The 15,887-nt window shown below is 33.1% G+C and carries 14 protein-coding genes, 2 pseudogenes and 2 riboswitches; of the genes and pseudogenes, 13 read left to right on the top strand and 3 right to left on the bottom strand.

Going from position 1 to position 15,887, the window contains the following annotated elements; genetic code table 11:
* The first annotated feature begins 872 nt into the window (after positions 1–872).
* From ACFFIX_RS25970 to ACFFIX_RS25930, 9 genes and pseudogenes are all read left to right on the top strand, one after another.
* Complete coding sequence (locus ACFFIX_RS25970; protein ID WP_378939307.1) at positions 873–1,364, top strand: CBO0543 family protein; 492 nt, start codon at positions 873–875, stop codon at positions 1,362–1,364.
* 203 nt (positions 1,365–1,567) lie between these two features.
* Positions 1,568–1,762 (top strand): hypothetical protein, encoded by a 195-nt coding sequence (locus tag ACFFIX_RS25965; RefSeq protein ID WP_378939305.1) that lies wholly within the window; start codon positions 1,568–1,570, stop codon positions 1,760–1,762.
* Between the two features lie 540 nt (positions 1,763–2,302).
* Positions 2,303–2,446: riboswitch (cyclic di-AMP (ydaO/yuaA leader) on the top strand.
* A gap of 83 nt (positions 2,447–2,529) precedes the next feature.
* A riboswitch (cyclic di-AMP (ydaO/yuaA leader) is annotated at positions 2,530–2,669 on the top strand.
* 283 nt (positions 2,670–2,952) lie between these two features.
* The gene (locus ACFFIX_RS25960) at positions 2,953–4,272 is read left to right on the top strand and encodes a TrkH family potassium uptake protein (RefSeq protein WP_378939309.1); all 1,320 of its coding nucleotides are present in this window, start codon (positions 2,953–2,955) and stop codon (positions 4,270–4,272) included.
* Positions 4,273–4,373: 101 nt separating this feature from the next.
* Positions 4,374–4,811 carry an NAD-binding protein gene (locus tag ACFFIX_RS25955; RefSeq protein WP_378939303.1) on the top strand — a complete coding sequence of 146 codons (438 nt, stop codon included), beginning with the start codon at positions 4,374–4,376 and terminating at the stop codon, positions 4,809–4,811.
* Between the two features lie 47 nt (positions 4,812–4,858).
* Positions 4,859–5,098, top strand: coding sequence for a hypothetical protein (locus tag ACFFIX_RS25950; RefSeq protein ID WP_378939301.1), 240 nt, complete (start codon positions 4,859–4,861; stop codon positions 5,096–5,098).
* A 113-nt stretch (positions 5,099–5,211) separates the two neighbouring features.
* Positions 5,212–5,868 (top strand): potassium channel family protein, encoded by a 657-nt coding sequence (locus ACFFIX_RS25945; protein ID WP_378939300.1) that lies wholly within the window; start codon positions 5,212–5,214, stop codon positions 5,866–5,868.
* A gap of 145 nt (positions 5,869–6,013) precedes the next feature.
* Positions 6,014–6,220 (top strand): annotated as a pseudogene (locus ACFFIX_RS25940) (IS110 family transposase); the annotation flags it as partial.
* A gap of 745 nt (positions 6,221–6,965) precedes the next feature.
* Positions 6,966–7,622 carry a MerR family transcriptional regulator gene (locus ACFFIX_RS25935; protein WP_378939298.1) on the top strand — a complete coding sequence of 219 codons (657 nt, stop codon included), beginning with the start codon at positions 6,966–6,968 and terminating at the stop codon, positions 7,620–7,622.
* A gap of 13 nt (positions 7,623–7,635) precedes the next feature.
* A complete protein-coding gene (locus ACFFIX_RS25930) occupies positions 7,636–8,232 on the top strand; it encodes a ParB N-terminal domain-containing protein (RefSeq protein WP_378939296.1) in 597 nt (198 codons plus the stop codon).
* Positions 8,233–8,498: 266 nt separating this feature from the next.
* On the opposite strand, the gene ACFFIX_RS25925 is transcribed toward ACFFIX_RS25930, so the two are convergent.
* Positions 8,499–9,605, bottom strand: coding sequence for a GerAB/ArcD/ProY family transporter (locus tag ACFFIX_RS25925; protein WP_378939294.1), 1,107 nt, complete (start codon positions 9,603–9,605; stop codon positions 8,499–8,501).
* Positions 9,606–9,759: 154 nt separating this feature from the next.
* Here ACFFIX_RS25925 and ACFFIX_RS25920 point away from each other — a divergent pair, with 154 nt between their 5' ends.
* From ACFFIX_RS25920 to ACFFIX_RS25910, 3 genes are all read left to right on the top strand, one after another.
* Positions 9,760–10,671, top strand: coding sequence for an IS1595 family transposase (locus tag ACFFIX_RS25920; protein WP_378939293.1), 912 nt, complete (start codon positions 9,760–9,762; stop codon positions 10,669–10,671).
* Between the two features lie 296 nt (positions 10,672–10,967).
* The gene (locus ACFFIX_RS25915) at positions 10,968–11,321 is read left to right on the top strand and encodes a hypothetical protein (RefSeq protein WP_378939291.1); all 354 of its coding nucleotides are present in this window, start codon (positions 10,968–10,970) and stop codon (positions 11,319–11,321) included.
* Positions 11,322–12,192: 871 nt separating this feature from the next.
* A complete protein-coding gene (locus ACFFIX_RS25910) occupies positions 12,193–13,200 on the top strand; it encodes a DUF3231 family protein (protein ID WP_378939290.1) in 1,008 nt (335 codons plus the stop codon).
* 235 nt (positions 13,201–13,435) lie between these two features.
* Here the strand turns inward: ACFFIX_RS25910 and ACFFIX_RS25905 are convergent, their stop codons facing one another.
* Positions 13,436–14,026 carry a recombinase family protein gene (locus ACFFIX_RS25905; RefSeq protein ID WP_378939288.1) on the bottom strand — a complete coding sequence of 197 codons (591 nt, stop codon included), beginning with the start codon at positions 14,024–14,026 and terminating at the stop codon, positions 13,436–13,438.
* 15 nt (positions 14,027–14,041) lie between these two features.
* Here ACFFIX_RS25905 and ACFFIX_RS25900 point away from each other — a divergent pair.
* Positions 14,042–14,170: pseudogene (locus ACFFIX_RS25900) on the top strand (recombinase family protein); the annotation flags it as partial.
* A gap of 179 nt (positions 14,171–14,349) precedes the next feature.
* On the opposite strand, the gene ACFFIX_RS25895 reads toward ACFFIX_RS25900, so the two are convergent.
* Positions 14,350–15,726, bottom strand: coding sequence for an aminotransferase-like domain-containing protein (locus ACFFIX_RS25895; protein WP_378939286.1), 1,377 nt, complete (start codon positions 15,724–15,726; stop codon positions 14,350–14,352).
* Positions 15,727–15,887 lie beyond the last annotated feature (161 nt).

Below are 15,887 nucleotides of genomic sequence, written 5' to 3'. Positions count from 1 at the left end.
GTAATTGTTCTCCGATTCTCCTGTTTTTTTCATTATACAAAAAGTACCCTATAGGGCAGACCTTTTTTTAGTGTCTACTCTATAGGGTACAGTTTAATAACTGGTTGACCTTATAATACGAACGGGTGCTTTACTTCAATAAGAAGTAAAGCCTTTTTCATATTCAACAGCAAGAGGAACTTAATGCAAGATCAGCCTTAATATCAAGTAAAGGTCAATCTTAATCTTAACAAAATATTAAAGTTAAGGTTAAGATTAAGGTTGATCAAGCTGAAAATATTTAAGGATGAAAAACCCTGAAGAGATAAAGAAAGACTCGATGTGTTTATTAGATTATTAGCTAAGAACTTGAAGTTGTCGAACAGCTGCTATTGGAGAATGTGTTCATTTTGAGTATACCCTATTTAAACATCAAAACTTTTAATACACGGAATATACGAATCATTTCCAGTTTTATGGAAAAACTAATAAAAAAATAGAAGGGTATTAATTACTAGAGCTTTTGAATCAATAACAGCAACACCAGGGAATCCAAATCAATAAAACAGCTATAAAAGGAGTTTGAACATGGTTAAAAAGTTCACCAATTTACAAGACGATATATCAGTCTTATTTGGAATATACTTTGCTATTCGATTTATTCAAACAAAAGAAGTATATATACAGGTAAACGGATATACGATAAATACGCTTAGTTTGCTCATACTAACAATTGGATTGGTTGCAATAAATAGATCAAGGGATAAGGAAACTAGCAAAGAAGTAAAATCAATAAAGTAACTGTCCTTAAACACAAATTCCTTGAGCAAACGGAATGAGTTATCTCTATAGTAAGTAACAACATAGAACGTTTTTATAAATGAGGGGTATTATTGCACATCTTAATAACGTTATGGGTTTTATTAGCTTCATGGCGTTGGGGAGATTGGAAGAATTTTAAATTATACTATCCAACCATGTTATACATAGCATTATCCAACCTTTTGTATGTTTTTTTTGCTCATGAATTTTTTCATCTATGGGAATTAAAAACAAATATTGGAAATCACGCAACTACTTTTCTTATTCATGCGTTTATAATTAATCCTTTTTCCGCTTTTCTCTTCTTATCCAATTATCCAAGTAAATTTAAAAGCCACCTTTTTCATACATTAAAGTGGATTTTTCTATTTTTAATAGTCGAGGGGATAGGTTACAAATTAGGGAAGATAACTTATCATAACGGTTGGAATTTTTGGTGGTCAATATTATTTATAGTTGTTATGTTTCCTATGCTACGCCTTCATTACGTTAAACCAATATTAACAATATTCCTATCGGCAGTATGCACTCTTCTTCATTTATGGATATTTGATTACATATAATTCGTCAGGAAATCGGCGTTCTTTTAGTTTACCTTACTAGCACCTTACAAATGTTTACTAATCTCGGTAAAACTAATATAAATTTGATAGGTTATCTAATATAAATAATTGGATGAATTTTATAATAAAAAAGTATGGATTAACTTTTTAACCCTGATATAATGATTTATATGTAAAATCACAATATCAAAAGGGTGGGGGATGTGGGGAATACTTCTTGTAGGTATGTTATTAGTGCTGTAGGAAAAGGTGGAGAAACATACTTTACCCATTTTCAAAATCATAAAGAATTAAAAAAATGGATATCTGACAATCAAGAGAAACTTTTACTGAATGAGTTAAAGATCGTAGATAAGAAAAAGAATCCCTTATTAAAATTGTTCTCTTTAAAGAAATAATTTCACCCTGATGAGACGTCATTCTTTTTGAGAATGGCGTTTTCATTTGGTTCTTATTTTTATATATCAAGCTTAAAATCACTTGTTGCTCTGAACATAGCGAGAATACACAGGTTAGTACAAATAAGGGAAGATTCATTTCCTAAGGGTAAAAGAAAAGCCGATGTATTTTATTTGAACCAATCCTTACGCCATATGTGGCAATTTTCAATTAAACTACAAATCCGTCTAACATCAAATAGTATTGTAGATTTTCTATGAATTAATTGATCAGGATAAAATTGCAATAAATGCAAATTTCTTTCTAAAAAAATCAACACTACTTTCACATTATAACTTTTGAAAATGTTTTTCAGTAGATTATTCAATATTGAATTTCATTAAAAAATGGAGAAAAATAAAGGATATTGGCGAATTTATTACATCTACTTGATGAAATGACTTATTTACGCCATTTTTAGGTGTTTTTAGAAGAAATTAAGGTTTTTTCACTCTTTACAACTGAAAATTCCAGGAGTAAGATTACGCCATAAATTAAATTATTCTTTATCGCTGAATCAGTAATGAGCGGGGGAACCAATTCTGTGACATTGTTGTCACTTGGGGTGAATCCTTTACAAGGTAGGGCTACTCTCATGGCCCGAATCCGACAGCTAACTTCGTAAGCGTTAAGAGAGAGGATGTGTAACTGGTGATCGATAAAATCAATTCGACCACGGGGTAGCCCTCTGTGGTCTTTTTTATTCTTTAACAATTTAATGCATTAATATCTTAAATCGCTGAGTCTTTAATGAGCGGGGGAACCAACTTTGTGACATTGTCCTTGGGGTGAATCCTTTACAAGGTAGGGGCTACTTCCATGGCCCGAATCCGACAGATAACCTCGTAAGGGCCACTATTTGGGAACATTAACTGAAGGAGATCTCCTATGGAAGTTAAAAAAATATGAAAGTCTTGATTTTCAGCATACTCAAAAGGTTATGCTAAGAGAAGTCTCCCTTCATACAAAATCTGAGCCTATCTCAGTTAATAGTGAAATAGAGGATATAGTGAATACTTCCTTAAGTCAAAATTTTGTTTCAGTTGTTGATGATTATGGGGTTTTTATTGGAATTATAAGAAGAAGGGAGATCATTGAGCTACTTTCCAATTTATTAGAGAAAAAATTAAGAAGTAGGTGTTATTTACCAATGAGAAACCGTGTAATAAAATTAAACCCCTCGCAGCTTTTATTAATCATGTTCATAAGTTTTATCACTCTTGGAACAATCTTATTAAAAATACCGGCAGCGAGTACTGAACCAATTTCCTGGCTAGATGCACTATTTACTGCGACTTCTGCCATGACGGTGACGGGTTTGGTTGTAGTGGATACAGGTACTGCTTACACATTATTTGGCGAACTAGTGATAGTAGGCCTTATACAAGTTGGCGGACTTGGGATCATGTCTTTTGCTGTACTTATTTATATTATGTTAGGTAAAAAAATCGGGATGAAAGAAAGACTTCTCATTCAGCAATCACTAAATCAAACGTCTTTAGGTGGAGTTATTAATCTGGTACGATATCTATTTATTTTTTCATTTACTATTGAATTTATCGCGATGATTCTCCTATCTATCAGATGGATTCCAGAGTTTGGTTGGTCAAAAGGGATTTATTTTAGTTTTTTTCACTCTATATCTGCTTTTAATAACGCGGGCTTTGGACTGTTACCGGATAGCTTAATGCAATATGTAGGTGATCCAATCATTAATATAGTGATTAGCTTTTTATTCATCATTGGTGGAATTGGTTTTACTGTACTTGTAGATTTAAAACACAAGAAAAGGTTTAAAAAATTATCTTTACATACAAAGTTAATGCTTGTCGGCTCATTTGTAGTGAATATTATCGCGATGTTATTTATCTTCTTTGTTGAGTATTCAAATCCGAAAACACTAGGTGGATTAGATTGGGCAGGAAAGTTATGGGGATCTTTTTTCCAGGCTGTTGTCCCTAGAACAGCAGGTTTTAACTCTTTGGATATTGCTAGTCTAAATGAACCAACTATCTTATTTATTATTATCCTAATGTTTATAGGAGCAGGGAGTGCTTCAACAGGAGGTGGAATTAAATTAACCACTTTTCTAGTCATCATCTTTAGTGTTATAAACTACATAAAAGCAAAAGATGAGATTGTAATTTCAAATAGATCAATAAGTCAAACATCAATACTAAAGGCTTTGGCAATAGCTACAACATCGATTGTTTTTATCTTATTATGCCTAATTATACTGACAATAACTGAACAAAAACCTTTTTTAATGATCTTGTTTGAAGTTGTGTCGGCATTTGGAACCGTGGGGTTATCTATGGGGATTACTGGGACACTGACAAGTATAGGAAAATGTATTATAATCCTTGTCATGTTTTTTGGTAAACTTGGGCCGTTGACCCTTGCTTATACTCTTGCAAAACCTGATAAAGCCAAAATAAAATATCCAAAAGAGGATGTATTAACTGGATAATTGCAAAAAGCACTCAGATTAATCTGGGTGCTCGTTTATTATTAGTTTTTTTGTATAAGACTATTAATATTAAATCCACAGTATAGGTAGGGAGCAAAAAAATGAGTGGGAACAATCTAAATAACGTACTAGTTATAGGTTGGAACAGTTGTTCATTTCAAGTGATAAATTTTATAAACTCAGTAAATAACGATGCTAAGATTACTTTACTAGATAATGCAATTGAGGAGTATCCACTTCCCTTTGTAAAATTAATAAAAGGAAATCCTACTGATAGAAAAAATTTAATTGATGCTAATATACATTCTGCAGAATATATCATTATTACAGCTAACCAACAAAAGACTGAACGAGAAGCCGATGAACAAACTCTTATTAATCTTTTAACTATAAGAACAATGAACGAGAAAGCCTATTGCATTGCACAAACATTGTTAAGGAGAAATATTCAACATGCTAAAAATGTGGGTGCAGATGAAGTAATATTTACAAACGATATAATCGGTAGAATGTTAAACTTTTGTGTCTTAAAAAAGTAAAAATAACAGATGTATATACTAAGCAGATAACTAAAAGGAGTAGTGATGTGAGAATCAATAATAACATGCCTGAAATGTATCTTTTTCTACTATTTATAGCAATTGGGGTGATTGCTAGTGGATTAGTTGGTTTTTATGAACTTTTTTATATACGAGATTCTCACAATGGGAACTTATTTAAAATTTTCGGTCTAGTAATAGGATTTGTATTATTAAAAATCTATTATAAAGAAGAGAGGAAAAGGAACCTTGATAATAAAGAGAAAAAGAAACAAAACTCTGTTTAAATTATAATTGAAGACAACGTTAACATATTAATACGATAAATTTTTATGATCGGCAATTAAAATCACAACATTAATTAGATATTTTATGCAGATTCTAAAATGGAGGAATTAATATGTCAAAACAATTTGTGGTTTTTGGTTTAGGTCGCTTCGGAGGAAATCTAGTCAAAGAATTTTATGAAATGGGCGTTGATGTGCTAGCTATAGACAAAAGTCAAGATAAAGTAAACGAATTTGCGAAATATGCTACTCATGTAGTTGTCGCAAATGCTATTGATGAGCCTACGTTAAAGCAATTAGGTGTAAGAAATTTTGATCATGCCTTTGTATCCTTTGGAGATGATGTTGAAGCCAGTATTCTTACTAGTTTGCTTCTTAAAGAGTACGGAATTAGTCAAGTATGGGCAAAAGCTCAAAATGAATACCATCAAAAAGTCTTAGAAAAAATAGGAGTGGACAAGGTCATCCATCCAGAGAGAGATATGGCAAAAAGAATTGCCCATCATATTGTCTCAGATAAAATTATTGATTATATTGAGTTGTCCAAAGACTATAGTGTTGTTGAAATCATTGCTACTGATAAAATACATAATAAATCTTTATTGGAGTTAGATATAAGAGCAAAATTTGGTTGTAATGTTGTTGGTATTCAAAGAGGAGAGGAAATTAATGTTTCTCCTTCTGCTGAAGAAAACATTTTAAAAGGAGATGTCCTAATAGTAATGGGACAAAACCAAGATATAGCAGAATTTGAGTCGGAAGGGGTTTGAGATGTGATGATTTTTCATAATTATCAGTTTTAAATAAGAATGAAAAGTTAAAAAACAACCTTTCAGAAGGACACAAAGATATTACACAGATTTGTGAAGATTGTGGAAATCATTGTTTACAACACCCCGATGAACAATCGCAAAGATTGCCAAGAACTCGGCCTTTAAAGCCTTGCATGATTATTATAAAAATCGGCCAGATAATCCATTAAAGAAAATGCAGTCCCTAATAGCCTTGTGTTATAAATTAATACGTGTTTTATTTACGATTGGTACAAAACAATGTGATTTTAGTGAAGACAGAATGTTAAAGGATATTCCTCATATAGCACAATTACAGAACGCGGCTTAGGATTAATCTTGTAAGTTATTAATCACGGTTTTATCTAGGTTTATGTATTTAGACATTTGAAGCACGGATTAGTCAGTATATCAACTAAAGTACGGGCAGCATCACTGACATCCACCTCATGGAAAGGTTGGACGAAGGAATTTTGGAGCATAGACTCTGTGAGACATGGGAGGGTTGACCTCCATGAGACATGTGGAAATCCACCAGTGCGACCATATTTTTACTAGGTATCCATTTTTTGTATAAAAATAGTTAGGTAGCTATGGTTCTTTTTACACTTTAGTTCCAAAATTGCCCTCAGTTTCAACTTAAATCCATAACGCAATTGTCTAACTAAAATAGATTCAAGATGAAATTATGAGGAAAAACGAAAAATCCCTTTTTTTCAAAACATGTTCTTTTCTTTTGTTCGTTTATCAAGATTAATAACATTGTTTCAATTAAGTTTTATTTCAAAGCTACACTTGTACCAAAATCTAATCGTTGTAAATCCGCATTTTCCTGATTGGACCCCTACAAGCAAATTTCCTTCAACTTATCGACCTGGTATCCATATAACTTTAAAATAAGAGAAATTTTTAACCCCATTCGAAAGGATATTCCTCCTCGGAGATCGTATTATCCATAGTATCAATAGAATGTTATTCTATGAATTCAAGAAATTAATTTCCTTTAATATCAAGACTTCGAAGGGAGTCTCCGAATTACTCAAAGGAGTTTAAATTGATAAGAAGGGGGTCTTATAATGACTACATTTATGAAGCCTTATAGAATTAAAGAAGTTTCAAGAATGATAGATATTCCAGAAGGGACTCTGAGACAATGGGAATCTGACTTTGAAGGAATTTTGAACATCCCACGAGATGAAATTGGCCGCTATTATACGGATTTTGAAATCGAGATATTGAAGCGCATAAAATCAATGAGGGATAAAAATATTCCGAAAAAGATGATCAAAGAGTTGTTTGAAGCAAAAAAACAAACAGATGATGCTTCTCTAACAGAGTTACAACCTTCTGTCCCACAGATGCAACAAAATGAAGCTATCGAAACTTTATTAAGCATTAAAGAAATGATGGCGAATATCAAAGAATTTAAAGATGTTCTAAAACAAGAGATTCGTGAAGAAGTAAAAAACGAAATTCGAAAAGAAGTCATTGAAGAGGTTCGAAGGGAGATTGCTATTGGTTCAGAGGCTCAACAAAGGCTTTTAGAATCTGGTAACAAAGAAACCTCTGAATACCTCGGAAGTGTCTCTAAGTCTTTGGAACAAATGGAGAATAATTATAAATCAGAACTGAAGAGACGCGACGAGGTGCTAATTGAAAACATGAGATTAATGCGAGAACTCCAGGAAAAGAAAAAAAAAGAGTTCTTGGCAATTTTGGAAATAAAACAGTAGAGGAGGGAATTCTATGCCACATAAAGTTACCTTAACAGGAAAATCAGTAAGTTCACTACGTCAGAAAGGAGCCTATTACACCTTCGATATGGAGGAAAAAGGTTCAGATGGATCTCCAAAAGGGCTGCCAAATGGTTCAACCATTACCTATACGGTTTTCATAAATGGGAAACAATTAAAAAAAGCCGGAATCACCGAAGAAACGATCAAGGAACAAAAACTCATGATTCAAGGCGAGCCAACATTAGACATCCCTGTTGATGAGTGTCCAGGAGAAATCGGGATCATCTGTTTCCAAGCTTCGATCCTTCCTGAAAAGGAAAAGAAGACACCGGTTGAACCAGTAAAAAAAGAAGAAAAACCAAAAGGTCCAGAAGGCACAGAGGATTTTGTTTCACTTGAAAACATCATCGTTCCTGAAGCATTTTTGAACTCAACGCCTAATCCTGAGAAAACACAACAAGTCATAGACTATGTCAAACGGACAGGCTACTTAGATGAACCAATTATGATTAACCGAGAGACGAAGATCCTCACAGACGGCTACAGACGCTATATCGTGGCTAAAAAGGTTGGAATCGACTTAGTCCCTGTTGCCTACGAAAAGTAAGCATAGAACGCTTAAAATCACATTTCTTTATACAGGATTTTATGCAAAAAATGAGAGATTCCTAGAAAACAAAGAAGTCGGAAACCCTTGATAGGTCTAGAATGTTTAAAAACCTGCATACCCGATAAAAAACGAACAGACGCAAAACCCAGGGTTATCAAGGGTTTTGCGTCTGTTTCTACTGTTGATAATACTCGATTATGTTAACTAAAAATGTATAGAGTATTCATGTAATACTTTGAGATCTTGTTCAACGAACTAGCAGTTTAGTTGCTTTGGAAGGCAGAACGTTTTTTTCTTATTTTTCCAACCACTAATAATAAAAGTGGGAGGAAAAAACAAATTGTTAAGGAATAAAGTGGCCACGTTTTAGTATCAAATTCATTAAAATGTACAATATCCGGATGTGAAAAGATGGCAAAGGTTATGATTAAAAATGCTAATGGAAAAAGGAGAATTTTATAATTTTTTAATCCAAGTACTTGAGCTAATCCAAGAGTGAGACCATAATAGCAAATCGTCAGCTTAAAATATATTGTAAGAATCCAAATAATCCCAACAATAACTTCGATTCGCTCTAAAAAATTTCCAATGCTGATTTTCTTGCCTAATATATAAGATGGATAGGATTGCCTTGCGCTAATGTCTGCACCCAATACTAAAATACTGAAAATAATTATTATGGTTAGGACGATGCCTCCAATTATTGTTCCTATATAAAAAGCTTTTTTCATTTTAGCCTTTTCGGTAACAAATGGTGTAATCATTAAAAATATAAGAAGCTGTAAATAGGGGTTTCCCAAACTATGATATATGCCATTAATAATTGGTTTCATACCTTCTCCGAAAATAGGTTGAACATTTTCAAATTTACTTTCAGGTAAAAGAAATAAGAATACTAGGAAAAGCAGCACTATGATCCAAGGGAAAAAGATTACCGCCGTACGACAGATCACTTCTAATCCTAACCGTACACCGATTAAACTAGTTAATAAAAACATGGTCATAATCATTTGGATAGGTGTTTCAACCATTATTTGTGTCGTAAAAAAATCTCCAATTTCTCTAATTAAAGCAGAAGAAATGTAATAAAAATAAAAAAGAAATAGCAAAGATGCGATTTTGCCAATCCATTTTCCAAAGACTTTTTCATTACATTCGACATAAGTCATGGAAGGATAAAGGGAGGTTAACTGGTTATATAATAAAATAAAACTTAAACTGATGAGAATAGTTAAGACAGTTGCAATCCAGGCATCCTGTTTTGTTATTGCTGCAAGTGAAGCAGGTACAACAAGTATCGAACTTCCAATCGTAAATATGATGACTAATATATGAAATTCACCAGCATTAATTTTTCCTTTTTCGAGCATGATTGCCTCCAACATTATTAGTTAATATTTAGTATCCCAATAATTTCCTATATTTATTAATAATGAGTATCCCCTTTACTCAGAATGATGTTTATCAAGAACTAATGTTTGGTAATAATGTTTACTAACAATTGTTCTTGAAAGGGTGTTTAGTATGTCCAGATACCAACAAATGAGTCTGATTTCTTTCCAAAAACAGTTTTCGACCGAAGAAGCTTGTCATGACCATCTATTTACATTGAAGTGGTCGAGCGGCTATTTTTGTGAAAAGTGTGGTCACGATGCGTATTTTGAAACAAAAACGCGTAAGCACAAGCTTTATGAATGCAAAAAATGCCGTTACCAATCCACTGTCACCGTCGGAACCGTGATGGAGAAAACAAGAACTGCCTTAACAAAGTGGTTCTTAGCCATCTATTTGATCGCTCATGATAAACGTGGTGTTTCTGCGACAAGACTTTCTGAAGAACTTGAAGTGTCGTATAAAACAGCCTGGCTTATGCTGCATAAGATTCGCCAAGCTATGAGAAAACGTGATGCAGAATACTCATTAGCTGGTATTGTAGAGCTAGATGATGCTTTCTTTGGTGCGCCATCCGAAGGTGGAAAACGCGGGCGTGGAACAGACAAAACAAAGGTATTAATAGGATTATCCTTAAACCAAAAGGGACATCCACTCTATCTGAAAATGGAGATCGTCCCTAACATTAAAGCAGAAACCTTGATTGGTTTTGCCGAAAAAAGCATCCAACCTGGGTCAACGATAAGTAGTGATGCTTATCATTCCTACCGAGCGCTTGATGGGTTTGGATATAAGCACGAGTACCAAGTTTATAATGCCAAAGAAACTCCAGACCATTTAAACTGGTTACACACTGTCCTTTCGAATGCAAAAGCATTTGTTGGTGGAACGTTCCACGGACTTGACTCTAAGCATCTCCAATCCTATTTAGACGAATTTTGCTATCGATTTAATCGAAGAAAATTCAAAGGAGAATGGTTTAGCCGTTTAGTAACATTGTGTGCATCAACAAGGACAATTACTTATTCTGAGCTAGTGGGATAATCATTTTTATTAATTAAACTACGAGTGGATATAGGTCAATTAGCAGTATAAAAAGAATCTTCGATTTGAAGATTCTTTTTTCATTCCGATAACATCTGTTATGTGAACTAGATTTGTATGACGTATTCATGTGATTCTTTGGGATCTTGTTCAACGGAAAGGTTAGTGAAAGATGCGATAAATATTTGAAAAATACAACGATACCCTTTAATAGATTTATTGTGGAGGGTATTACAAAAAGATTATAGAATAACTATTAAAAGCATAATGACAATTAAATAAAATGGGGTATAAGAATGCTGAAAATAGCAAAGTTTATTGGTGTTATTGGTTCTATCGGTAGTCTTCTATTAGTTACTGTCTTACTTTTCTTTAATCCCTATGATAGTGGATTTAAAATGGATGTTTTATTAAACTTTTTCGCAATGTCAATTCTTCCTGGAATTGTTGCTCTTATGTCATCGCTACGTGCAAAACCAAAGTTCTTATTTATTTCTTTTATTTGGTCTCTGCCAATAGGCTTTTATTTAACGGGTACACCAGGTATTTTTAAATGGATACTCGCTGGTTCAGCATTATATTTGGTTTCTGGTATTTTGATGGTGATATCAAAGAAAAAGACGGATAAAAAACAATCCTTGTTCAACTAACGCAGGTTTATTGAAGAAATATATAGATGTTATTGATATTCCAAATCTGATTTATGCACTAGTTCAACTATGTAATTACTCTTTAACGCTTTTATTTCATAATAACCTGATTCGTACTTATGTAGAATTATATATTGTGTTCCTTTATACATAACTGTTTCTTTTGTCATATTTTGTCACCTCTTGTCACCTCGAAGATTTTACCTATTTTAACATGTATCTATTTGTGAATATGTAAAGATTACGTAAATTTATTGATTCATTAAGAAAACCTGATTTATTTGCCTTGTTCCATTAACGTGAAACTTAGTTCAATAAGCAGTAAAAAAGGATCTTCCAAGTCGAAGATCCTTTTTCATTTCCTATAATTAAGGGTTATGTTAACTAGATTTGTATAAAGTATTCATGAGTTCTTTGGGATCTTGTTCAACTAACTAGGCAGTTTAGTTCAAAAAAAAACCACCTATACGGTGGTTTCAGGAGTACTGTTAAACTTGGAAGATGCATTCATTATATGTGGGCAATTTTAATGTGTACCAATTTATGTAAGATTAATAGGATACATTAATACTAGGATAAAGGATGGCTTTAGTAGAATAAGCAGTATAAAAGGATTTACAATCGAAGATCTTTTTATACTGCTTATAAGTAGACGTTATGTGAACTAGGTTTGTATAAGCATTCATCTGATACTTTGGGATCTTCTTTAACTAACGGTAGCAGAATAGTTGAAGAAGATAATGAAAAAAGAGACTAAATTTTAGCATTAGTCCCTTTTTTGCGTTTCGATGGATTTTTCAGTTGTTCATTTATATTTTTATCCTATTCTGGAGATATTATTCTTTGATGGATTGAATAGGAGGTTGTTATTTTGGAAAATAGTCACGATCATATTAAGTTAACATCAGGAGAACTAGCAGTTTTATGGGGTTCCTATATGAATGATTCATTAGGGATTTGTACGATTTCTTATTTTTTAAAGGATGTGGAAGATCCAGATATTCGTTCTACTTTAGAATATGCTTCGGATCTAGCGAAAAAACATATTGAAGTTGTAACAGATATTTTTAAAGAGGAAAAAATCCCTATTCCAACGGGTTTAACAGAGCAAGATGTCAATTTAAATGCTCCAAGGCTTTATCCAGATACGTTTATGCTTTATTACATTCAAAATATGGGAGCAACGGGGATAAATAGTTATAGTATAGCATTGCCAAATGCAGCTAGAATGGATATTCGCGAATTTTATACATCTTGTATGGGTTCATCTTGTGAACTTTATAATCGGGCCTCGAATGTTCTTCAGGAAAAAGGTCTCTTTATTCGTTCTCCTTATATTCCTTATCCAAGCCAAGGTGAATTTGTTCATAAACAGCATTTTTTAGCAGGATGGATGGGGGAACAAAGACCTTTAACTACGATTGAAATTTCATTTTTATTTTTTAATCTATACAGAAATTCACTTGGAAGTGCTTTGTTAACGGGATTTTCTCAAGTTGCTCAGTCTAAAGAAGTTCGTCGATATATAGTGCGTGGGGCTGAAATTTCAAAGCATCATAGTGCCGTTTTTTCCAAATTTTTAAGTAATGATAACCTTCTTACTCCAATGACTTGGGATATCATGCCGACAACATCAACAGAACCGCCGTTTTCCGATAAGTTGTTGATGCTTCATTCAACTGCACTGAATAATGCAGGAATTGCGTATTATGGTGCAAGTTTGGGAGCATCATTGAGAAAAGATCTGGCAGCAGCTTATAGTCGTTTAGTGATAGAAGTAGGAGAATTTGCAGTAGATGGAGTAAATATTATGATTGATAATGGCTGGTTAGAAAAACCATTTTCAGCACCTAATCGAAACAGTTTAGCAAAGGGTTAGAATCAAATGGGATCAATGCTTGGAGAAATACATTTATACGGTAAATTCGAAGGAGTTAATCCTTCAGGGATGAAATATTTTTTTTGAATGACCATTATTGTGCTAACGGGTGCTTTAGTTGAACAACACAGCCAGAAAATGAACAAACTTTTATATGAAAAGTGAACTCATAAAAATATGATTAGAGCCTGTTTTGATCAATCTTTTTTCAAAACAGACTCTTTTATTAGCACTATCAACGGTTGTTCGCAGGTTTTTTTCTGATTTCCACATATAAAGTTGCCTTAGGCACACCAGTTAGTGTCACGATGTCTTTCACACTTAATCCATTCGTGTTTCTACTATTATATAATCGTAGGGCTTCTTCTATATTTCTTCTCGGTTGTGAAGGTCGACCCATGTGTTTACCTCTTGACTTTGCTCTTTCTCTACCTTCAGATGTTCGTTCAACGATTATATCTCTTTCAAACTGCGCAAAAGAACCTAAAACATTGAATAATAGAGATTGTAGAGGGTTTGCTGTTTCATTGACCTTAAAAGATAAATTATCTTTGATAAAATGAATATCAACTTGTTTTTCTTGCAGTGTTTCTATTATTTTATTTAAATCAATAATCGATCTTGCCAAACGATCTATTTTTGTCACCATCATTGTATCTCCAGGTCTCACAATTTCTAATAACTTCTTTAGCTCTTCTCTATTTTTAGTGGTCGTGCCAGTAATTTTTTCTACATAGATACGTTCGCAGCCATTTTCTTTTAAGATTTCTTCTTGAGATGCTAAATCTTGACCAACTGTACTGACTCTCGCATAACCAATTTTCATTTTTAAGCTAATGCAACAGAAAAGTTCAAAGAAGTATATGATCGTTGGAAAGCAGGAGAGATGACAGCCGTTAAAGCGATGGGAGAACTAGACGTTAAAAAGACATCCTTTTATAAGTTGGTTAAAGAATACGAAGAGATTTAAAAAGAAGGACTATATAATAGATGAAACACGTTAAAAGGAGTATCTGCGTATTCAACAATCGGGACATTTAATTGAATAAGAATCTCAAACAAAATTGGATATTTAAATTAACATTAGTATGGGGTAGCGTCAGGAAACCGCATAATCCTGATGCTACCCTCTATATAAACTTACCCATACTAAAAGAGTAAAAAGTTATTTGGAGTAATATGATTTTTTCTACTGTCAATTAAAGCAATACAGTGAGCCAATCGTTCTACCCCTAGTTTAATTTGACTCTCGTTCACTTGAGAGATGCTTAATCGAAGGAGATTTTCATTTTTATATTCTGGTAAAAACATTCTAGAGGCATCATCAACATATATATGCTGCTCGTTTAGCATATGAACTACCTGTTTTGCTGTCACATTCTCGGGCAAACTGATGGATAGATAGAATCCTGAAGTCGGTTTAGAAAAATGAGTATTAGCCGGTAGCAATAATTCACATGCTTCTTTAAGGATTTGCATTTTAGTACGGTATACCTCTTTTATTTTTTTGAGATGGCTATTAAACATACCACTTTTTAAATAGATTTCTAACGCACCTTGTGAAAGTGCTGAACTATTAAAATCCGAACTAAATTTATATCGTAAAAAATTGTTAATCATTAATGTAGGAAGAACGACAGAAGCAATCCTTAACCCTGGGAGGAAAATTTTCGAAAAGCTTTTAATATAAATCACTCTCCCGGAAGGATCAAAAGAAAATAAAGGATCTGATTTTGCATTTGGGTCAAGGTCTCCTAAAAAATCATCTTCCACTATATATACATCGTATTTTTCAGCTAACTCAACGATTTTTTTCTTTTCGCTATTCGAGTAACAATGTCCAAGTGGATTGTGAAATCTCGGGATAATATAGAAAAATTTTATCTCATTATTTCGAAAAATGTATTCCAGACGATCAAGATCAATGCCTTCCATCGATAACTCAATTCCTAAAGTAGTAGCTTGTTGTAGATTGATGGACTCAATGAATCCGAAATAAGTAGGCTGCTCAATTAGAATATTGTTTTTTCCATTTGGAAACGGCATAGAAACTAATAAATTAAGGGCTTGCTGCGAGCCAGAAACAACGACTACTCTTTCAGGTTGAGTGAACACCTGTAGATTCTGCAAATATTTCACTAACTGTACTCGTAATGAGTAAAGCCCTTGTTGATCAGAGTATGTAAAAAGCTCTTCTTTATATTGTTCAATTGCTTGATTCATACAATGTTGAAATTCAACATAAGGCATAACGTTTTTATCTGGACCAGCAGACAAGAAATCAATCACGTCATTTTCATTCGTGGCATTTTGAAATTCATTCACAACAAAGTAGCCACTTTTAGGAACAGAATAAATTAAATGCTCTTTTTCTAGTTCTTCGTATGCTTTAATGACCGTATTTTTGCTACATGAAAAATGCTCAGATAGCTGACGAACAGAAGGGAGTTTACTCCCTGCAATAAGCGATCTATCTGCTAGCTGAAGCTTAATTTCTTCCATTATCTTAATATATTTTGAGCTCATATATTGATCCTCCTCTAACTGTACCAGGACAGATAGATAAAAAAATGGTTTATTTTCATTGTGTGTACCAATTATTATTTAAATTATATCAGAACTATTTTTTAAGAAAAGTAGAAAATGGTACAGATGTGATACAAAATAATAAGATTGGGAGTAGTATA

Source organism: Metabacillus herbersteinensis, from assembly GCF_042433335.1.
Classification (GTDB): Bacteria; Bacillota; Bacilli; order Bacillales; family Bacillaceae; genus Metabacillus; species Metabacillus herbersteinensis.
This window is presented reverse-complemented; position numbering and strand designations above follow the sequence as displayed.